The organism is Flagellimonas aequoris, assembly GCF_003584165.1.
Lineage (GTDB): Bacteria > Bacteroidota > Bacteroidia > Flavobacteriales > Flavobacteriaceae > Flagellimonas > Flagellimonas aequoris.
On the sequence record NZ_QXFJ01000017.1, the window covers coordinates 164,800 to 179,290 of the forward strand.

The window sequence follows — 14,491 nt, forward strand, 5'->3', positions numbered from 1 at the left end:
ACTGAAAGATGGATATGATATAAACAGGAACAAAAAAAGATGAACCGATGGCAGATACACCTTACATTACAAAAAAGAAGATTACGGTAAATGGGAAAGATTATGGATATTATAGCCTTGGGGAACTCAAAAAACAGGGCCATGATATTGATCGATTGCCATTTTCCATCCGTATCCTATTGGAAAATGCCCTACGGAACCATGATGGGTTCTCGGTAACCCAGGAAAATATTGAAACCCTTTTGCATTGGGGGTCCAAACCCTCCAACAAGGATATTCCCTTTAAGCCGGCCCGGGTATTGATGCAGGACTTTACCGGTGTTCCTGCGGTCGTCGACATAGCATCGTTACGTGCCGAGTTGGCCCGAAAGGGCAAGGATCCGAAAACGATCAATCCCTTGGTCCCCGTTGATCTGGTCATTGACCATTCCGTCCAGGTGGATTTTTTTGGCACGGCCTATTCCTATGATCGAAACATCGAAAAGGAATACCAACGGAACCAAGAGCGCTATGCGTTTTTGAAGTGGGCACAGAAATTCTTCTCCAATTTTAGGGTGGTCCCCCCGGGAATGGGAATTTGTCATCAAGTCAATTTGGAATATTTCTCAAAAGGTGTCATTGAAAGGGACGGTGAACTTTTTCCGGATACCTTGGTCGGAACGGATAGTCACACACCCATGGTCAATGGAATCGGTGTATTGGCCTGGGGGGTCGGGGGCATCGAGGCCGAGGCTGCCGTATTGGGGCAACCTCTTTACTTTATCATGCCGGAGGTCATTGGCCTTAGGCTCAAGGGCAGACTTCCTTTGGGGTCCACGGCCACCGATTTGGTATTGACCGTGGCCAACCTGTTGAGGCAAGAGGGGGTCGTGGGAAAATTTGTGGAAGTCTTTGGCCCAGGATTGGATCACCTTTCCGTGCCGGATCGGGCCACCATTGGCAATATGTCGCCAGAATTTGGGTGCACCGTCACCTACTTCCCCATTGATGACAAGACCCTTGAATATATGAGGGCGAGCAATCGTCCTGAAGAACAACTGGCATTGGTGGAATCCTATTGTAGGACCAATATGCTCTGGCGGGAGCATGAGGACCGCATCGCCTACACCAAGGTCCTTGAGCTGGACATCTCGACCATAGAACCCACGGTGGCGGGCCCCAAGAGACCTCAGGACAAAATCTTACTGAAAAATCTAAAATCCACGTTTATAGATTTCCTCTCCCAATCCCATCACAGGGATTATATATCCCCTGACCATAGGACAATGCCCACCTTAGGATCCCTATCCCATAAGCAAGGTCACCAATCTCCTCCTTCCGGTTCGGAGCATTTGGGCACCAAGGAAAGGAAAGCGCTCAGAACGGCTTGGATCGACCAGGATAATGATGGGTTCATGCTTGCGGATGGTTCGGTCGTCATTGCGGCCATTACCTCCTGCACCAACACCTCCAACCCCTACGTGATGATCGGGGCGGGCCTTTTGGCCAAAAAGGCCCGGGAGCGGGGCATTGATGTCAGGCCATGGGTAAAGACTTCCCTTGCCCCCGGTTCCAAAGTGGTCACCGATTATTTGGAAAGAGCGGATTTGATGAAGGATCTGGAGGCCCTACAATTCCATTTGGTCGGTTATGGGTGTACTTCATGCATTGGAAATTCGGGGCCCTTGCCCCCTCCCATTGCCCAAGCGATTGACCAACACCAATTGGTGGCCGCCTCGGTATTGTCGGGCAATCGAAATTTTGAGGCCAGGGTACACCCCCAGGTAAAAATGAACTTTCTAATGTCCCCCATGCTGGTGGTCGCCTATGCCCTGGCGGGAAGAGTCGATATTGATTTGACCCAGGAGCCCATAAGCCATGATAGGAACGGACAAGCCGTATATCTCAAGGACATCTGGCCAACGGATTCCGAGATCAATTCCATTTTGGCCGATGTGCTTTCCCCTAGGGACTTTGCCAAAAACTACGGGGAAATCTTTGCGGGCAACAAGAGCTGGAAGGCCCTCGAGGTCCCAACCGGAGAACTGTACCACTGGGACGGGGGTTCCACCTACATCAAGGAGGCACCCTTCTTCAACGACCTTCCAACAGCGGTACCGGAAACATTGGACATCAAAAATGCAAGGGCCCTATTGGTATTGGGGGACAGTATCACCACAGACCATATTTCCCCGGCGGGCTCCTTTGATGAAAATTCGGCAGCGGGCCGTTATTTGGTCAGTTGTGGGGTAAGCCCAAGGGATTTCAATTCCTATGGGAGCCGTCGGGGCAATGATGCGGTCATGGTTCGGGGCACCTTTGCCAATGTCCGTATCAAGAACGGGCTTGTGGACCAAGAAGGGGGATACACCCGGTATCTGCACACAGGTGAGGTGATGACGGTCTTTGATGCCGCCATGAAATACAAGCAAGACCAAACACCCTTGGTCGTTCTGGCCGGTAAGGAATATGGTAGTGGTTCTTCCAGGGATTGGGCGGCCAAGGGCACTTTTCTTTTGGGGGTCCAATGTGTATTGGCCGAAAGTTTTGAACGGATCCACAGGAGCAACCTAATAGGCATGGGCGTTTTGCCCATCCAATACCAACAGGGCGATACAGCAAAAAAATTAAATCTCGATGGTTATGAAATTTTCACCATTACCGGGATAATGGAAGATCTGAAACCTCTAAAAGACCTTGAGGTGATTGCCCAAAAACAAAATGGAACCCATGTGAGGTTCAAGGCAACGGTCCGATTGGATTCGGATATTGAAATTGCCTACTATCGCAACGGTGGCATATTACAGTATGTACTGCGCCAATATTTAAATCAATAAAATCAAGGAAGACCTACAACGGTCCCTCGAATAGTATATTAATCTTTAAAACAGAGACCTATGAAACGTAAAGCCAATGCCGTTTGGAGCGGATCCCTAAAGGAAGGAGAAGGTACCATTACCACCCAGAGCAAGGTACTGGACAACCATAAATATTGCTTCAATTCCCGGTTCGGGGATGGTAAGGCCACCAATCCGGATGAATTGCTCGCCGCGGCACATGCCAGCTGCTTTGCCATGGCCCTGAGCCTTTTTCTCAACGAAGCCGGGTTTACGGCAGAATCCCTGGATGTCACCAGCACGGTCTCCATGGATGTGGATTCCCTTGAGCTCACCAAATCCCATTTGACCTTACGGGCCATCATACCCGACATCGACCAAGAAACGTTTTTGGAGTGTGCCCATGAGGCCAAGGACAATTGCCCTGTCAGCAAGGCCCTGGATCTGGAAATAACCTTGGATGCGGAATTACAATAACCATTCCTACAAAACAGAAATACGATGAGCAAAGAAACAGAATTGGCACAAAAAAAGGCCAGTCTTGCCCCGAACCAGGTTGAAGCTTGGCGCAAGTTCAGTCGAACGGTCTTCAAGGAGGGGGTCCTGGACGAAAAGACAAAACAACTTATAGCGGTAGCGGTGGCCCATGTCACACAATGTCCTTGGTGTATCAAGGCGCACACCCCATTGGCATTGCGCAAAGGGGCAAGTAAGGAAGAGATTATGGAGGCCATTTGGGTGGCCGCTGAAATGCGGGCCGGAGCCGCCTACTCCCACGCCAATATCGCCATGGAGGAAATGGAAAACAATCCGTGAAACCTACGTTATGAAAGAACGATTGGACATCCTGAAATCAAATTCCACGGCCTTAAAAGGGCTGGTAGAAATGGAAAGATGCGCTTCCGATTCAAATCTTAAGCCTTCCCTATGTGAACTGGTGAAGCTAAGAATCTCCCAGATCAACGGTAACGACAAATGTCTGGACATGCACCTAGGGAATGCCTTGGCCACAGGTGAAAGCGAGCAGCGTTTAGTGGCCCTGGGCAAGTGGGAACGCTCCGCCTTGTTTTCAGAACGGGAAAGGGCCGCTTTGGCATGGACCGAGGCATTGACCCTGATCGCGGCCCATGAAATCCCGGATGAACTGTATAAGACCGCACGGGGCTATTTTTCCGAAGAAGATCTTGTCGCATTGACCTTTTGCATCATTGCCACCAATGGTTGGAACCGCTTGTCCAAGTGTTTCCATACGGTATGTGGCGGTACTGATCAAGAAAAAAACAATACCACTTAAACCTATGGAACTCAAGAACAAGATAGCCGTGGTCACCGGGGCCGGCAAGGGCTTGGGAAAGGCCATTTCGACTTCGCTTGTAAACAAAGGGGCGTTGGTCTATGGGTTGGCCCGTACCGAAACCGACTTGATCGCACTGCGCACCACACTAGGGAGCCATTTTGTCCCGGTACCCCTTGATATTTCGGATCGGGAACAAGTCATGGGGTGGGTAGCGGAAACATTTTCAGGGATGCGGCCCCCGCAAATCCTGATCAACAATGCAGGAGCGGGATATTTTGCAAAAATCGATGCACTGTCATGGGAACAGTGGGATGAAATGATCGGGACCAACCTCAACGGCCTTTTTTATATGACGACTGGGCTGGTCCCTTTGATGAAAAAGCAAAAGGAAACGTGTCACATCATCAATATCGGTTCCATATTGGGAAAGACCACAAGACAGGAAGCGGCGGTCTATTGCCTGACCAAATATGGGGTACAGGGATTTAGTTCGGCCCTGTTCAAGGAGTTGCGCTCCCATAACATCAGGGTAAGCTGTTTAAATCCAGGGTCCATTGCCACAAGGTTCTTTGAGGACTCCGGTATCCTTCCCAATGATAGCATGATCGCGCCACAAGCGCTTGCCGATTTGGCAATCTATGTTCTGGAGACCCCGGATACGCTATTGATCGACGAATTGACTATACGTCCCATGTCTCCCAAATGATCACCACTTGAAAATAAGGTTTCAGCACACATTAAAATGTCAAAAATTAAGATCAAACGGATATATGAAGCCTCATCCAACAAAGATGGCTACCGTATACTGGTAGATCGGATCTGGCCCAGGGGGGTGTCGAAAGGAAAAGCAAAGATCGATTGTTGGAAGAAAGAAATCGCCCCTTCGGAAAACTTGAGAAAATGGTTTGACCACGACCCTGATAGATTTTGGGAATTTGCAAAAAAATACCTCATTGAACTGGAAGACAAACAAGAGGTATTGGATGAAATTGCCAGAAAGGCCAAAAAGCAGAACGTGACCTTGCTTTATGGTGCGAAGGACACCAAACACAATCATGCCCTGGTATTACAGTGTGTCTTGGAGGGAAGGGTAAGCTATTGATCTGTTGGTAATCCATTCACCTATGAAAAGTAATGGGATGGTAAACTAGATGTTCATTGTGATAAATGGACAACCCATGTAGGATCCCTACCAAGTTTAATGGTCATTATGCATAAAAGCCATGGAAAAAGAAATTAAGCATGATATTTTGGATAGAAGCGATGTTGATCTTCTGGTCCGTACCTTCTATGGCAAGATACGGGAACACGAAACGCTTGGTCCCATATTCGATCAAATGGTCATGGACTGGGAAAGTCACTTCGAACTGTTGACCGATTTTTGGGAGTCCCAGTTATTTCTGGTCAAAAAATACAAAGGCAACCCCATTAAGGTACATCAGGCTGTCGATAAAAGGATAAATGGAACCCTCACGATGGAACACTTTGGCCAATGGCTCAATCTATGGCTCCAGACCTTGGACCAGCTTTTCGAGGGAGAAAGGGCATGGATCGCAAAAAACCGGGCCAGAAAGATTGCCACCATGCTTTATGTAAACATTTTTGAAAACCGATAAGATAAGGATCATATGCCTTTGCTTTCACCATATTCCATAGTGTTGACATTAAATCCTTTAAAGTTTTGTAACCGATTCCCTTTAAAATCATCCAATGTTCAATGGACGTAATCTTTTGGTGTCCCTACGAAACTGGGGGATATTTTTATTTGAGTGTGAGACAGCAAACATCTTTTAAAGCGCCTTGGATGTTCTCATATTGCTTCCATGGGCGACCAATATCTTGATAGGAATTTTAGTATAGCATGGGCTTCATAAGCATAGGTTTCAGTAAAGTACTCTTATTTTTTGCACTACTCCTTTGTCCTTTTATCCACATCTTATTGAAACGGGGGCTTTATGGTAAGTTGTCCAAAACTGATATAGGGCATTTTATACCCTTCTTTTTGGCTGTCTTTTTTTTTAAGGTCCTTCAACCTTATGATTGGGTGGATTGGGAAGGTCTGTTCAACTGGTTGGGTATTTTTGAGTTGTTATATGTAATGGTCTATACCACCCTATCCTTCCTTTTGATCTATGGGTTTACAGAAACCTCCCGTACATTGAAGGAAAGATTGTTTGCCTATAAGTTTATTGGCCTGTATTTTATTTTGTTCATCACCATATACAGGTTCAATCTGGATTTTGTAAATATTACCCAAGGCCAAAGAATCCTATCCTATAGTCTCGCATCCATCTTTGGTTTTGGATCGTTTATGATACTTGGGATTGATTTGGCTCTTGAATTTTATAAAAATTGTCGTGATAAAAACAAACATTGATCATTGAACAATAGGTCTTCATAGCCAACATTACCCTATAAAATCATATTGATCGTTACCATTTCATACATTCAGGTTGACTGAAACTCCATGGCAGGGTAAGCCTTATGCATTTTCAACTGGAATTGCAGCATGCCTTTGGGTGTTGGAAATCTAACCCAATAAGTAGTTCAAATCCCCATCGAGGGAGATTTTCATCCTAATAGGGCGTATGTTTATAATTACAAAATACCACCCGCCAGATTTCATTTTTATATCATTCCGTTTGCTTTTAACTGTAATTTGGCAAGACTTACTTTCCCAATTTTACATTCCGAAGATGTTGTATTGAGTATATGAATATTGAAATCCAATAGGTATGACCTTCTACAACAATCAGGATGGCCTGGTTTTAATCGGAAGATCTACGCACCTTTAGCTCAGAAGGCAAGAGACATTCATAGATCAATTCATTTGTGGGCGCGAAGATGCCTCTTTTTTTGGCTTGATGCACCACATATCCGGTCAAATGTTCAAGTTCGGAGGGTCTGCCATGGATGATGTCCCTCTGCATGGAAGTGGTGCTCATATGCTCTTGGCTTTTCAGTGTTTCCAATGTCCTCTCCACATCCCTTTGGGACAATGCAATGCCCATGGTCCGGGCCAATTCCAATATTTCATAAGCAGCATCCCGAACCATTTTGAATAGGTATGGTGCAGCACAAATGGTATTGATCTCCAACCGGGTCAAGGCCCCGACACCACTGATCGGGCAAATGAACAGGAATTTCTTCCAGAGCTCTTTTTCGATATCAAATGCAATATTATTGGCTATTCCTGCCTCTTCAAACAATTCCTTGACTTCCAATACCCGTTGCGTCAATGTATCATCCACTTCCCCGAAGGTAATACTGGGGATAAAATGGGCATGCCTAATGATCCCGGGAGCCTCAATGTAACTGATAAGATTGCAACACCCGGCCAGTACATGGCCGGATGTCAACAACTTGGTGATTCTTTGGGTATTGTCCACACCATTTTGCAGTGGTAGGATCACCGTATGTGGCAAAAGATGTGGTCGAAGATGCCCAATGGCCTCGGGAATCTGCCAGCTCTTTACACCCAACAACACCAGATCGGGCACTCCAATGGAAGCGACATCATCTGTGATCATATTGGGACGAACGGTAAAGTCACCTTGCCAACTCTTGACCAACAGACCATTTTCATGTATTGCTTCGAAATGTTTTCCCCTGGCCAAAAATGTGACATGATGGTCGGTAAGTGCCAATTTACCGCCAAAATAGCCACCGATTCCCCCGACGCCATAAACAAGGATATTCAAAATATGTGTTTTAATGCTCGACCAGGTCAAAAGCCTGTCTTAAATCCTTTTTAAGGTCCTCCACATCTTCAAGACCAACGGACAACCGTATCATATCCTCGGTAACACCGGCCAGTTCCTGTTCTTCCTTTTGAAGTTGTTGGTGCGTGGTACTGGCAGGGTGTACGATCAAGGACTTGGTATCGCCAATATTGACCAAAAGTGAGAACAATTTCGTCCCGTCCACCACTATTTTTGCTGCATCAAACCCTCCTTTGACACCAAAAGTGACAATACCGCTCTGGCCTTCTGGCATGTATTCGGAGGCCAGTTGAAAATAGGGGCTACTTTCCAGACCGGGATAATTGACCCATTGCACTTCTTCTTGTGCTTCCAACCATTTGGCCAGGGCCAAACTGTTTTCTGAATGTCTTTTTACACGGATCCCCAGTGTTTCCAATCCCTGCAAGATCTGAAATGCATTGAAGGGACTCAAGGTGGCACCAAAGTCCCTCAATCCTTCCAATCTGGCCTTGGCGATAAAGGCTGCCTGCCCAATCTGTTCATTATAGACCAATCCATGATAGCCGGGAGAAGGTTCGTTGAACTCTGGGAATTTTTCATTGCCCCAATCGAAGGTACCCGCATCGATGATGATACCCCCAATGGAAGTTCCGTTCCCATTGATATATTTGGTCAACGAATGTACTACGATATTGGCCCCGTGTTCAATGGGCCTCAATAAGTATGGAGTGGCCACCGTATTGTCCACGATAAGTGGGATATCGAGACCCTTGGCCACATCCGCTATTTTCTTAATATCCGGAACATCCAATTTGGGATTGCCCAAGGATTCCAGAAAATAGGCCTTCGTATTGACCCTAGTGGCAGTTTTAAAACTTTCCGGATCGGAGACGTCCACAAAGGTGGTGCTGATCCCCAATCTCGGTAAGGTCACATTGAAAAGGTTAAACGTTCCACCGTAAAGGCTATTGGAGGCAACAATATGGTCCCCTGCTTTCAAAAGGGTGAGAATCGCTGTAGAAATCGCGGACATCCCCGAGGAAGTGCACAGGGCACCGATCCCTCCTTCCAGGTCCGCCATCCGTTTTTCCAAAATATCGGTTGTGGGATTGTTCAGCCTTGTATAGATATAACCAGGTTCGGATAGATTGAACAAATTGGCCGCATGGTCACAGTCATGGAACACATAGGAGGTGGATTGATAGATCGGGACCGCCCTGGTACCCGCAGTAGCCTGGACATCATGTCCCGAATGTATCGATCTTGTAGCAAATTTTTGAATGTTGGAATTGTTCATGGTCATTATTTTATAAATGAATATTAATTGTAAATCATATAGGGTTTTGGCTGTATTCCAGCTCTTTTGCGTCTTATCTACCCGTGGTAGGTTATCGGCCCAATGAGGCCTTCATGGCTTGTTCTAGGTCCCTTTTTAGATCTTTCTTGTCCTCAATACCGACGGACAACCGCAGCAGATTACCGGTAATCCCCGAAGCCATTCGCTGGTCCGGTGTCAAATCCTTATGTGACGTGGCACTTGGAGTACATATGATACTCTCCACGCCTCCCAAGCTCAATGTTGGCTGAATAACGGTAAGGGCTCTGAGAAATTTGTCCACCTGGTTGTCCGAGGCCCTTAACGTAAAGGAAAGAATGCCCCCATAACCTGTCATCTGGGCTTTGGCCACCTTATGCCCCGAATGGGATTCCAGGCCCGGATAGTACACCGCTTCCACCAGTGGGTGCCCATAAAGGAATTGGGCCACGGCCATGGCATTGTCATTTTGTCTTTCCACCCTAAGGGCCAAGGTCTTGATACTCCGTTCAGCTTGGTAACACTCCTGGGCCGCCAGTGCCCCACCATACAACTTGGCCGTCCTAAAAATGGTTTCCCGATCGGACTCCCGGCTTCCCACAAGCACACCAAAAAAGAGGTCGTTATGTCCTCCCAGAAACTTTGTTCCCGAGTGGACCACAATGTCCACGCCCAGTGAAAGTGGCAACTGGTTGATCGGGGTAGCAAATGTATTGTCCACGATGGTGGTCAAACCATACTGTTTGGCCACCTCTGTAAATGCCTTCAATGGGAAAACATCCAATAAAGGGTTGGAAGGGGTCTCCATAAAAATGATTTTGGTCCTATCGGTAATGGCATTTTCCAATTCCATAGGGGAACTGCCCACATAACTCACTTCGATTCCCCTTCTTGGCAGTTCATATTCGGCAAATTTTCGGGTCCCCCCGTATAGTTCCCGGGTACATATCATATGGTCCCCCTCCTTGACCAATCCGAGGATCGCGGTGGTTATGGCGGCCATTCCCGAACTTAGGGCCAATCCCCAAGATCCGTGTTCGAGCTTGGCCATGACCTCTCCTAGGCGGATCTGGTTATAGGTGGTATGGAATCCAGGATATTGCAATGTTTCGGACTCCAAATACCTATAAGCAGTCGATGGTCTGATATCGGGGAGCAAGGAACCTCCTCCTCCTTGAAGGTCATGTATTGGATGTACGCATAGGGTCTCCATCATAGTACTATTTTGATTAGATCAAACAATTTTCATTCGGATCACATAATCGCCGAAGTGTTCGGAAGGAAGTCCGGTTTTGGCGTAATTTTTTAGAAGTTGGGCAAGTTCGGCCAGGATTTCCTCTTCAGAGAGCATCTCCCGATATAATCGGTTCAACCGATCCCCATTGTGACTGGCGCCCAAATACATATTGTACCGTCCCGGCGCCCTACCGATAAAACCGATCTCCGCCAATGCCGAACGGGCACATCCATTGGGACATCCTGTCATCCGTATATTGATGGCCCTGTCTTCCAAGCCGTCCTCCTGTAAGAGCACATCAATTTTATCCAAAAGGGAGGGGAGATATCTTTCTGATTCCGCAAAGGCCAAACCGCAGGTATTCAGGGCAACACATGCCATGGAACCCAAACGCAGTCCCGTCAAGCGTTTTTTTTCATGGACATGGTATTCCTTCAACACCTCCTCTATTTTGGACTTGTCATTTTCAGGAACGGAGCCAATGATCAAATTTTGGTTGCCGGTCAGTCTCAAATCACCTATCCCGAGCTCTGCAATTTTACGGATGGCCGTTTTCAGGAAATGCCCTTCGGTATCCTTGATCCTTCCGTTTTCCACAAACAGGGTATGGAACCAATGGCCATCGATTCCCCTTACCCAACCGTACTGATCGCCATTGGTGGTCAATCTAAAGGGCTTTATATCCTCCAGTGTGCCCTCAAAGCGTTGGGAAAGTTCATTTTTTAACCAATCGATCCCATAGTTGTCAATGGTATACTTGAACCTGGCCTGTTTTCGGTTTACGCGGTTTCCAAAATCCCTTTGTATGGACACAATGGCCTCTGCCACAGGGAGTACCTGATCGGGAGCAACAAATCCAATTGGGGTACCCAATCTTGGATAGGTGCTGTCATCCCCAAAGGTCATCCCCATGCCTCCCCCAACGATGACAGTAAAGCCCAGCAACCTTCCCGTTTCCACTATGGCCACAAAACCCAGGTCATTGGCATAGATATCCACATCATTGTGGGGAGGGATACAGAAAGCTATTTTAAACTTTCTCGGTAAATATGTTTTCTTGTACAAGGGTTCCTGATCGGGAACCTCGATTTCCCGTTTGTGGTCCAACCACAGTTCATAATAGGCTTTTGTCCTGGGCTGAAAATAATCGCTCACCTCTCGCGCCAGGGCATATACCTGTCCGTGCACCTTGGATTGATAGGGATTGGGATTGCACATCACATTGCGGTTGACGTCACCACATGTGGCAATGGTGGTCATCAAGGCCTCATTGATGGTCTTGATCGTTGGCTTTAGATTTCCCTTTAAGATACCGTGCATCTGAAAGGATTGTCTTGTGGTCAATTTAAGGGTACCATTGCCGTAACGGTCGGCAAGTTCGTCCATGACCAACCATTGTTCCGGGGTAGTGACCCCTCCAGCGATCCTTACACGCAACATAAATTGATACAGGGGTTCCAGTTTCTGTTGTCTCCGTTCTTTTTCAAGGTCACGGTCATGTTGTTGATAGGAACCATGGAATTTCAGCAGTTTGGCATCGTCCTCGGCAATGGCCCCTGTGAGTGGATCCCCCAATCCCTTGGCAATGGTACCCCGTAAATAATTACTATTGTCCTTTATACCTTCCTCTTTGGAACGTTTTTCCACTAAATTCTCTCTCATAGCTTAGAATACGTTAATAAACATCGGTTTGATAGCGATCGGCGGCCCTTAGGTAATCCATATATTCCTTGGCTTTTTCTTCGGTCATCCCCCCATGCAGCATAATGATGGACCTCAAGGCATGGTTCACATCCTTGGCCATTTTTTGGGCATCCCCGCAGACATAGAAATAGGCACCCTCCTCCAACCACCGGTATACTTCCTCTCCCTTTTCCAACAATCGATCCTGGACATAGACCTTTTCCTCCTGATCTCTGGAAAAGGCCACATCGGCACGTGCCAAGGTTCCTTTTTTCAAGTATTCGAGCCATTCGGTCTGGTACAGAAAATCCGTACTGAAGTTGCGGTCTCCAAAAAACAACCACGTCTTACCCTGGGCTGTACCCGACTGTCGCTGTTGTATAAACGATCTATAGGGGGCAATCCCGGTCCCGGCACCTACCATGATCATGGGCACATCCAATTCCACCGGGGGTTTGAACCTACTGTTGTGCTCCACGAACACACTGATGCGATCTCCTTCCTGTATGCGGTCCGCCATATAGGTGGAACAATGTCCGCCCTTATTGCGGCCATGGGCCTTATACCTCACGGTGGACACGAGGATATGAACTTCATTTTCATATACTTCGCTTGAAGAAGCTATGGAATATAAACGGGGACTGTTCTTTCTCAGGAGCGTTATAAATGTTTCAGCGGACAATTTGAACGGGGTTTCCCTGATCATGTCCAAAACATCCCTACCACGCAGATATTCCAACAGTTCCATATTATCATCGACTATTTTTTCCAAACGGGGATCTTTGGTCAATTTTGCATATCTGATCACATTGGCCCCTGTCAACGGTGTCAGTTCATAATCCGTCCTTAGGGCTTCCATGAGGGATTTTTCTCCTGTATGGGATGTAACATTTTCAGTACCGGTAAGTCCCAAAGTCTCCACTACCTCCATCATAAGCTCGTCAGGGTTATGGGCATAGACCCCTAAGGCATCCCCGGGCTGATATTGTATCCGTGAATCCCCCAGGTCCAGTTCAATATGAAGGGTCTCTTTGGTTGAATTCCTACCATTGAGATTGATTTTTTGAAGGACCTCTGCTTCATATGGCGTCTTCCGATCATAGGTACGGAATCCCATTTCGGAGGTTTCCGGAACCATTTTTTCAATACTATTGGCGGAAAGGGCACGGGATTGTGACATTTCATTCAGAACACCGTTGAGCCACTCTTCATAGCTGTCCTCAAAATCAACGTCACAATCCACCCTTCCGAAAAGTCTTTTCCCCCCAAGATCTTCAAACACTTTGTCAAATTCCTTTCCGGTCTGGCAAAAATCCGCATAGCTACTGTCCCCAAGGGCCAGGACGGAGTATTTCATATGTCCAAGTGACGGGGCCCTTTTGCCATGGAGGTAATTATGGAAAGCTTCGGCCTCCACGGGCGGTTCCCCCAGCCCTTGGGTACTTACGATCACCAATAGCCGGTTTATCTTTCCAAGTTCCCGCGGATTGAAGGAACCCATGCTGCAAAGGGTATTGCCGATACCCAGCCCATCCAATCGTTCCGCGGTCAACTTTGCCAATCTTTCGCTGTTTCCAGTCTGTGTTCCGTACAGCACCCAAACCGAATCTGTCGGATCGGCCACATGTTCCATTGGTATCCAGGAAAACGAAGTAAGAAACCCCGCAAGCCATTGCAATTGGTCTGTATCGAGACTTTTGAGGGATGTATCAAGGTAGGTGAGTTGTTGCTTGGAAAAAGGACCTTTTTCCAGACCACCCTTTAGCAATGTACCACTCATTTGTTCGGCTGCGGGGTATACCTCAAATATGGTTTCACTTCACGGTGCCCTTTTGGGAATTTTTCCGGGATCTCCTCATTCCCCACGGATGGGGATATCACAACCTCTTGTCCGTCTTCCCAATCCACCGGAGTCCCCACACTGAATTCGGAGGTCAGTTGTAGGGAGTCCAAAACCCTCAGGATTTCTGCAAAGTTTCGTCCGGTGGATGCTGGATAGGTTATGGTCGCCTTTATTTTTTTGTCGGGTCCAATGAAATACACGGTGCGTACCGTAACGGAACTTGATGCATTTTCATGGATCATTTGATACGCATTCGCGATGGTCTTGTCCGAATCGGCTATAATGGGGAACTCGACTTGGGTATTGGCGGTTTCATTGATGTCCTTTATCCATCCTCTATGGGATTCCACATCATCTACACTAAGGGCCAGCACTGAGGTGTTCCGTTTCTCAAATTCATCTTTCAGTTGGGCGGTGCGGCCCAATTCCGTGGTACAAATGGGGGTATAATCCGCAGGATGTGAATACAGTACGACCCAACGCCCATTCGTCCAATCATAAAAATCAATTTTTCCCAAAGTTGTTTCCGCACTGAAATCAGGAGCAGTGTCTCCAATCTTTAAACTCATACTTTTGTTTTTATTGTTTTTAATAGG

Annotated in this window: 14 protein-coding genes; 8 read left to right on the forward strand and 6 right to left on the reverse strand. The window is 47.1% G+C overall.

All coding sequences use genetic code 11. From position 1 onward, the window contains the following. Positions 1–47 precede the first annotated feature (47 nt). The 8 genes from acnA (at position 48) to D2U88_RS07795 (ending at position 6,490) form a co-directional block, all read left to right on the forward strand. On the forward strand, positions 48–2,816 hold the full coding sequence (gene acnA, locus D2U88_RS07760) for an aconitate hydratase AcnA (RefSeq protein ID WP_119639790.1): 2,769 nt from the start codon (positions 48–50) through the stop codon (positions 2,814–2,816). A gap of 60 nt (positions 2,817–2,876) precedes the next feature. After that, the gene (locus D2U88_RS07765) at positions 2,877–3,293 is read left to right on the forward strand and encodes an OsmC family protein (RefSeq protein ID WP_119639791.1); all 417 of its coding nucleotides are present in this window, start codon (positions 2,877–2,879) and stop codon (positions 3,291–3,293) included. A 24-nt stretch (positions 3,294–3,317) separates the two neighbouring features. Further along, complete coding sequence (locus D2U88_RS07770; protein ID WP_119639792.1) at positions 3,318–3,632, forward strand: carboxymuconolactone decarboxylase family protein; 315 nt, start codon at positions 3,318–3,320, stop codon at positions 3,630–3,632. Between the two features lie 10 nt (positions 3,633–3,642). Beyond that, complete coding sequence (locus tag D2U88_RS07775; protein ID WP_072880244.1) at positions 3,643–4,110, forward strand: carboxymuconolactone decarboxylase family protein; 468 nt, start codon at positions 3,643–3,645, stop codon at positions 4,108–4,110. A 4-nt stretch (positions 4,111–4,114) separates the two neighbouring features. Further along, positions 4,115–4,819: an SDR family oxidoreductase gene (locus tag D2U88_RS07780; protein ID WP_119639793.1), complete on the forward strand. Its 705-nt coding sequence runs from the start codon at positions 4,115–4,117 to the stop codon at positions 4,817–4,819. Between the two features lie 36 nt (positions 4,820–4,855). After that, positions 4,856–5,215, forward strand: a complete 360-nt coding sequence (locus D2U88_RS07785; RefSeq protein WP_072880248.1) for a DUF488 domain-containing protein — start codon at positions 4,856–4,858, stop codon at positions 5,213–5,215. A 121-nt stretch (positions 5,216–5,336) separates the two neighbouring features. Continuing rightward, entirely contained in the window at positions 5,337–5,729 is a 393-nt protein-coding gene (locus D2U88_RS07790; RefSeq protein ID WP_119639794.1) for a group III truncated hemoglobin, read from the forward strand. A gap of 245 nt (positions 5,730–5,974) precedes the next feature. Then, the gene (locus D2U88_RS07795; protein ID WP_147378555.1) at positions 5,975–6,490 is read left to right on the forward strand and encodes a hypothetical protein; all 516 of its coding nucleotides are present in this window, start codon (positions 5,975–5,977) and stop codon (positions 6,488–6,490) included. A gap of 391 nt (positions 6,491–6,881) precedes the next feature. Here the strand turns inward: D2U88_RS07795 and D2U88_RS07800 are convergent, their stop codons facing one another. The 6 genes from D2U88_RS07800 to D2U88_RS07825 all read right to left on the reverse strand — a co-directional run bounded on the left by D2U88_RS07800 (position 6,882) and on the right by D2U88_RS07825 (position 14,464). Further along, positions 6,882–7,814 (reverse strand): ketopantoate reductase family protein, encoded by a 933-nt coding sequence (locus tag D2U88_RS07800; protein WP_119639796.1) that lies wholly within the window; start codon positions 7,812–7,814, stop codon positions 6,882–6,884. 10 nt (positions 7,815–7,824) lie between these two features. After that, positions 7,825–9,114 (reverse strand): O-acetylhomoserine aminocarboxypropyltransferase/cysteine synthase family protein, encoded by a 1,290-nt coding sequence (locus tag D2U88_RS07805; protein WP_119639813.1) that lies wholly within the window; start codon positions 9,112–9,114, stop codon positions 7,825–7,827. Between the two features lie 91 nt (positions 9,115–9,205). Further along, positions 9,206–10,348 carry a trans-sulfuration enzyme family protein gene (locus D2U88_RS07810; RefSeq protein ID WP_119639797.1) on the reverse strand — a complete coding sequence of 381 codons (1,143 nt, stop codon included), beginning with the start codon at positions 10,346–10,348 and terminating at the stop codon, positions 9,206–9,208. Between the two features lie 18 nt (positions 10,349–10,366). After that, entirely contained in the window at positions 10,367–12,031 is a 1,665-nt protein-coding gene (locus tag D2U88_RS07815; protein WP_119639798.1) for an NADPH-dependent assimilatory sulfite reductase hemoprotein subunit, read from the reverse strand. A 13-nt stretch (positions 12,032–12,044) separates the two neighbouring features. Then, positions 12,045–13,832 (reverse strand): assimilatory sulfite reductase (NADPH) flavoprotein subunit, encoded by a 1,788-nt coding sequence (locus tag D2U88_RS07820; RefSeq protein ID WP_119639799.1) that lies wholly within the window; start codon positions 13,830–13,832, stop codon positions 12,045–12,047. Next, complete coding sequence (locus D2U88_RS07825) at positions 13,829–14,464, reverse strand: peroxiredoxin (RefSeq protein ID WP_119639800.1); 636 nt, start codon at positions 14,462–14,464, stop codon at positions 13,829–13,831. Before D2U88_RS07825 ends, D2U88_RS07820 begins: the two co-directional genes overlap by 4 nt. Between the last annotated feature and the right edge of the window lie 27 nt (positions 14,465–14,491).